Genomic DNA, 6138 nt, shown 5'->3' on the forward strand with positions numbered 1-6138 from the left:
GGGGGGCAGGGCGGGCGATATCATCGCTCAAGGATAAGCAACCGCGCCGCGCACGCCACAATATCCCTCCAAAATGGAGCAATCTTGTGGAAAACGCATCCTTTGCGGCGGTGGGATCAACCCACCGCCGCAGCGTTTATTGGTCGAGGAAGCTGCGCATCTTGCGGCTGCGGCTCGGATGCTTGAGCTTGCGCAAAGCCTTGGCTTCGATCTGGCGAATACGTTCGCGCGTGACCGAAAACTGCTGGCCGACTTCTTCCAGCGTGTGATCGGTGTTCATGCCGATGCCGAAACGCATCCGCAGCACGCGCTCCTCGCGGGGGGTGAGGCTGGCAAGAACCCGCGTGACGGTTTCCTTGAGGTTCGCCTGAATCGCGGCATCGACCGGGATCACTGCGTTCTTGTCCTCGATAAAATCGCCAAGATGCGAATCTTCCTCGTCGCCGATCGGGGTTTCGAGGCTGATCGGCTCCTTGGCGATCTTCATCACCTTGCGGACCTTTTCGAGCGGCATCGACAGACGCTCGGCCATTTCCTCGGGCGTTGGCTCGCGGCCCTGCTCGTGCAGGAACTGGCGGCTGGTGCGGACCAGCTTGTTGATCGTTTCGATCATGTGCACCGGAATGCGGATCGTGCGTGCCTGATCCGCGATCGACCGCGTGATCGCCTGCCGGATCCACCACGTCGCATAGGTGCTGAACTTGTAGCCGCGACGGTATTCGAACTTATCGACCGCCTTCATCAGCCCGATATTACCCTCCTGGATGAGATCCAGAAACTGCAGGCCACGATTGGTGTATTTCTTGGCGATCGAGATGACGAGGCGCAGGTTCGCTTCGACCATTTCCTTCTTGGCGATGCGCGCCTCGCGCTCACCCTTCTGGACCATGTTGACGATGCGGCGGAACTCGGTGAGCGCCATGCCGGTGGCCTGACTGATCTCGCTGATTTCGACGCGGATGCGGTCGGCGGCCTCGGCTTCGTTGGTGACGAAGGCGGTCCATTTCTTGTCGATCTTCGCGACCGAGGGAATGAACTGCTCATCGAGCTCATGCCCGATATAGCGATCGAGGAAGTCCTTACGCGGCACCTTGTGACGCTCGGCCAAGCGGAGCATCTGGCCGCCCAGCGCAGTCAGGCGCCGGTTGAAGGCATAGAGCTGATCGACCAGATATTCGATCTTGGCGTTGTGAAACTGGACGCTTTCGACCTCGGCGGTCAATTCCTCGCGCAGCTTTTGGTACTTGCGCTCGTCGGCGTTGGACAGTTCGCCGCCCGCCGCCATCGCGTCGAGCCGAGTCTGCTGGACCTTACTGAACTTCTTGTAGAGCGCAGTGATGCTGGCGAAGCGCTCAAGCGCGATCGGCTTGAGCTGCTCTTCCATTTGCGCGAGGCTGAGGGTGTTGTCCTCTTCCTCATCGTCGGACGGGCGCGGCGTACGCCGCTCGGTCATCGAATCCTCTTCTTCTTCGGCGGGGGCCTCTTCGGGCTCTTCCTCTTCCTTGAAGCTCGGGCCGGCGGTTTTCGCGCTAATTTCGCCGCCATTTTCGGCGTCGTCATCGGTCAGCGCTTCGGGGGCAGGGTCCTTCGACAGCATCGCATCGAGATCCATGATCTCGCGGAGCTGCATCGTGCCTTCGTTGAGCGCGGTCGACCAGTCGATGATCGCGTTGAACGTGATCGGCGATTCGCACAAACCCAGGATCATCGTGTCGCGGCCGGCCTCGATCCGCTTGGCGATGGCGATTTCGCCCTCGCGGCTGAGCAATTCGACCGCGCCCATCTCGCGCAGGTACATCCGCACCGGATCGTCGGTGCGATCGATGATCTCTTTTTTCTTGACGTCGAGCGCCGGTCCAGCGTCCTCGGACGCATCGACCGGCTCGGCATCATCGTCGTCTTCGGCCTTGGCGGGCTCGTCGCCATCCTCGCCTTGCTCGTCATTCTCGACGATGTTGATGCCCATTTCGGACAAAGCCGAGCTGATATCCTCGATCTGGTCGGACGACATCTCACCCTGCGGCAGCGCTTCGTTGAGCTGCTCATAGGTGATGTAGCCACGCTTTTTGGCGCGGGCGATCACCTTTTTGATCGATGCGTCGTTCAAATCGATCAGCGGCGCATCGCTACCCTCGATGGTTTCGCTTGCGTCCGCCATATCCGTCTTCGCCATTAATTGCCCTCGGTACTAAAAGCCCTGGCGTCTTCGTTCGCCTGCACCAGATTTGCAAGTCGCGCGTCCAGGGCCTGTTGTTCTTTCACGAGCGACACTTGCCGCTCGAACGCTTCATCCGAATAGTTCGCTTGCATCATCGCCGTCGCCGCCGCCAGCGCCGCATCCACTTCCGGCCGAGCGACCAGGATCGCGATCGCCTCGTCGAGGTCCTCGCGTGCCCGTGTCGGTTCGGCATCCCTTTGCGTGAACGAGCACGATAATTGGTCGGCCCGCAGCAATTCATGCGCGATTATATCAAATCCAGATACGGCCAATATGGTAAGGAGGCGCTGACTATCAAGCGCCATGTTTTCATGGGCATCCTCGACCGCCACATCGACCACCGCCTCGAACAGCTTGCCGAGCGTATTGTCGGCGAGTTTGAGCGACCCCAACACCTCCATATGCCGTGCGATTTCCGCGGGATGGCGGATCAATCCGGCCAGCACCGCCTTGGCGAGGATGCGGTCGATCCCGCCGGCGCGGATGCCCTTGGCCCCATCCCCCGGCGGCGCGATCGGCGGCTTGTAGGGCTGGCCGAACTTGCCGCGCTTGCCCGGCACGAACGGCGCGCGCGGTTCGAACGCCTTGCGTTGCGGCCGGAACATCTCGTCGAACCGTCGGCGGAATTCGGCCTGATATTCATGCGCGACGTTCTGGTCTGCGATGGTCTTGGCAAGATCGGCGAGCCGCGCCTTGAGGCCCGCTTTCTGCTCGGGCGTGTCGAGCGGTTCGGCGGCGAGTTCGCTTGCCCACAGCCGATCGACCAAGGGTTCGGGTTCGTTCAGCAGCGCCTCGAACGCTGCCGGGCCTTTCAGGCGCACCAGATCGTCGGGATCCTGCCCCTGCGGCAGCGTGACGAAGGCGAGGCTGCGCCCGGGGGCGAGCAGCGGCATCGCGCGGTGCGCGGCGCGGATCGCAGCCTTTTGCCCCGCGCTGTCGCCGTCGAGGCACAGGATCGGCAAGTCGCTCAGCCGCCACATGCGCTCGAGCTGCGCCTCGGTCACCGCGGTGCCGTTGGGGGCGACGACTTCGCCGAAGCCCGCCTGCGTAAGCGCGATGACGTCCATATAGCCCTCGACCACGATCAACCGTCCGGCTTTCCGCGCGGCGGGGGCGGCCTTGTCCAAATTATAGAGCGTGCGGCCCTTGTCGAAGAGCGGGGTCTCGGGCGAATTGAGATATTTCGGCTCGCCCTCTCCGATGATGCGCCCTCCGAACGCGATCGTCCGCCCGCGCGAATCGCGGATCGGGATCATCAGGCGGCCACGGAACCGATCGTAGGGGATTTTCTCCTCGACCTTGATGAGCAGCCCCGCTTCGACCAGCAGCGGATCGCCATAGTCTTTCAGCGCAGTCTTGAGGCCGCTGCGCGAATCGGGGGCGAAGCCGAGGCCGAAGGCGCGTGCGGTCTCGGGCTTGATCCCACGCTTGGCGAGCACGTCGCGTGCGGTGGCACCGGTCAGGCCGTTCAATTGATCGGTGAACCATTGTGCGGCATCGGCGCTCGCCTCGTGCAGGCCCTTCGCGGCCTCGGCTTTTTCGGCGGCGCGCGGGTCCATCGCGGGCAATTCCATCCCCGCCGCCTGGGCAAGTTCCTTGACCGCATCCATGAAGGGGAGGCCTTGGCTGTCGGTCATCCAGCGGATCGCGTCGCCATGCGCGGAACAGCCGAAGCAGTGGTAAAAGCCCTTGTCGTCGTTGACGTAAAAGCTCGGCGTCTTCTCGTTATGGAACGGGCAGCACGCACGCCACTCGCGCCCGGCCTTTTGCAGCTTGGTGCTGCGCCCGATCAGCGTGGAGAGCAGGGTGCGGCTGCGCAGTTCGTCGAGGAATTGGGGGGAGAGGGTCATGGCTGGACACCCCCCCTCCCGCTTGCGGGAGGGGGCTGGGGGGTGGGCATGGTTCGCGCTGTCTCGACAATGCGAGACAGGACGCCTTCCAGGTTCTCCAGCACCTCGTTGTTCCAAAACCGCAGAACCCGAAACCCCTCACTCTCGATAAAGCGCGTTCGGGCAGCGTCATAGGTCGCAGCTTCGCCATGTTGTCCGCCGTCAAGCTCAACCACCAGGCCGATTGTGCGGCACATGAAGTCGCAAATGTAGGGACCGACTGGCATCTGACGGCTAAACTTCAACCCGTCGAGGCGCCGTCCGCGCAGCTGCTGCCATAATAACAACTCGATCTCGTTCATGTCGCGGCGAAGCTGTTGGGCGCGCACTGTCGGTCGGCGGAACTGCGGTTCGCTCATGCCCACCCCCTAGCCCCCTCCCGCAAGCGGGAGGGGGGGAGAAGAGGCCCCGCCTCGTCCATTACGCCAAAGCCGCCTTCACCGCCGCGCTCGCCTTGCTCATGTCGAGCGTGGTCGCGTGGCGCGCCTTCAGCTCCGCCATCACGCGGCCCATATCCTTCATGCCACTTGCCCCCAATTCGGCCTTGATCGCCTCGATCGCCGCCGCGGTTGCGGCTTCGTCCATCTGGGTCGGCAGGAATGCCTCGATCACCGCGATTTCGGCCGCTTCAGTGTCGGCGAGCTCCTGGCGCCCGCCTTTCACGAACATCTCGATCGATTCGCGGCGTTGCTTGACCATCTTCTGCAGCACTTCGACGACCAGCGTATCGTCATCGGCGGGGGCCACGCCGTCGCGCGATTGCGGCGCGCGGGCCTCGATGTCGCGATTTTTGATCGCGCTTTGCACGAGCCGCAGCGTCGCGGTGCCGGCCTTGTCGCCGCCCTTCATCGCGGTGATGAGCGCTGCCTTGATGTCGTCGCGAATCATTGTCGGTCCTTTTCGGTGGTGGGCGACTCTAGCGGGTTTATCCGATTGACGCCCCCTTTCAGATTGACCTTGGCTGCATGCGCTTCTAGTTCCCGTCGCTTAGCGACATCGATGAACCTGAGGAGTGCCCGCCGCAATGGCCGACGCCAAGCCCATTACCGCGCCTGCCAAAGCTCCGGAGGGTGCCACCGGCGTTTTGGTGCTCTCCACGGGCGACGTGATTTGGGGGCATGGCTTCGGCGCGGAAGGTGCTGCGGTCGGCGAAGTGTGTTTCCACACCGCGATGACGGGTTATCAGGAGATCATGACCGACCCGAGCTTTGCCGGGCAAATGATCACCTTCACCTTTCCGCATATCGGCAATGTCGGCGCGAATCCCGACGATCTCGAGGCGGACGACCCGCACGCGGTGGGCATCATCGTGCGCGAGGAGGTGACGGGGCCAAGCAATTTCCGCTCGACCGAGCGGCTCGACGCGTGGATGGCGAAGCACGGGCGGATCGGGCTGTCGGGCGTCGATACCCGCGCGCTGACGCGGCGGATTCGCGGTGGTGGCGCGCCCAACGGGGTGATCGCGCATTCGGCGGCGGGGACGTTCGATGTACCGGCGCTCTTGGCACAGGCGCAGGCGTGGCCTGGGCTGGAAGGCATGGACCTCGCGATCGCGGTGACGACGCAGATGGATTATGGCTGGGACGGCGGCGTTTGGCGATTGGGCAAGGGGTATGACTCTTCTGTCCCCCTCCTTTCTTCCCCCCTCCCGCTTGCGGGAGGGGTCGGGGGTGGGACTGATCTGGCCGCCGACGCTCCGCTTGAGGATATGCCCACCCCCCAACCCCCTCCCGCAAGCGGGAAGGGGGGCAAGAAGGCAAGACCCCACGTCGTCGCGATCGACTACGGCTCCAAACGCAACATCTTCCGCAATCTCGTCGCGGCAGGCGCGGACGTCTCGGTCGTCCCCGCCACCGCCAGCTTCGAACAGATCATCAAGCTCGCCCCCGACGGCATTTTCCTGTCGAACGGCCCGGGCGACCCCGCCGCGACCGGCGTCTACGCCGTTCCGGTGATCCAGCAGCTGCTGGAGACGGGCAAGCCGCTGTTCGGCATTTGCCTCGGCCACCAATTGCTCGCGCTCGCGGTCGG

General features: G+C 63.5%; 5 protein-coding genes. 1 reads left to right on the top strand and 4 read right to left on the bottom strand.

Annotation, left to right across the window (positions count from 1 at the left end):
- Positions 1-136: 136 nt before the first annotated feature.
- The 4 genes from rpoD to ABWP09_RS07170 all read right to left on the bottom strand — a co-directional run bounded on the left by rpoD (position 137) and on the right by ABWP09_RS07170 (position 4995).
- Positions 137-2173: an RNA polymerase sigma factor RpoD gene (rpoD, locus tag ABWP09_RS07155; protein WP_353204460.1), complete on the bottom strand. Its 2037-nt coding sequence runs from the start codon at positions 2171-2173 to the stop codon at positions 137-139.
- Positions 2173-4068: a DNA primase gene (gene dnaG / locus ABWP09_RS07160; protein ID WP_353204461.1), complete on the bottom strand. Its 1896-nt coding sequence runs from the start codon at positions 4066-4068 to the stop codon at positions 2173-2175. Before dnaG ends, rpoD begins: the two co-directional genes overlap by 1 nt.
- Positions 4065-4466: an endonuclease domain-containing protein gene (locus ABWP09_RS07165; RefSeq protein WP_353204462.1), complete on the bottom strand. Its 402-nt coding sequence runs from the start codon at positions 4464-4466 to the stop codon at positions 4065-4067. The genes dnaG and ABWP09_RS07165 overlap by 4 nt, the downstream gene beginning before the upstream one ends.
- Positions 4467-4527: 61 nt before the next feature.
- The gene (locus tag ABWP09_RS07170) at positions 4528-4995 is read right to left on the bottom strand and encodes a GatB/YqeY domain-containing protein (RefSeq protein WP_353204463.1); all 468 of its coding nucleotides are present in this window, start codon (positions 4993-4995) and stop codon (positions 4528-4530) included.
- Between the two features lie 136 nt (positions 4996-5131).
- Here ABWP09_RS07170 and ABWP09_RS07175 point away from each other — a divergent pair.
- Positions 5132-6138: carbamoyl phosphate synthase small subunit (locus tag ABWP09_RS07175; protein WP_353204464.1), on the top strand; the 1007-nt coding region annotated here is incomplete at its 3' end.

Origin of the sequence: Sphingomonas sp. (assembly GCF_040398505.1) — a bacterium.
In the GTDB taxonomy this organism is placed as follows: Bacteria; Pseudomonadota; Alphaproteobacteria; order Sphingomonadales; family Sphingomonadaceae; genus Sphingomonas.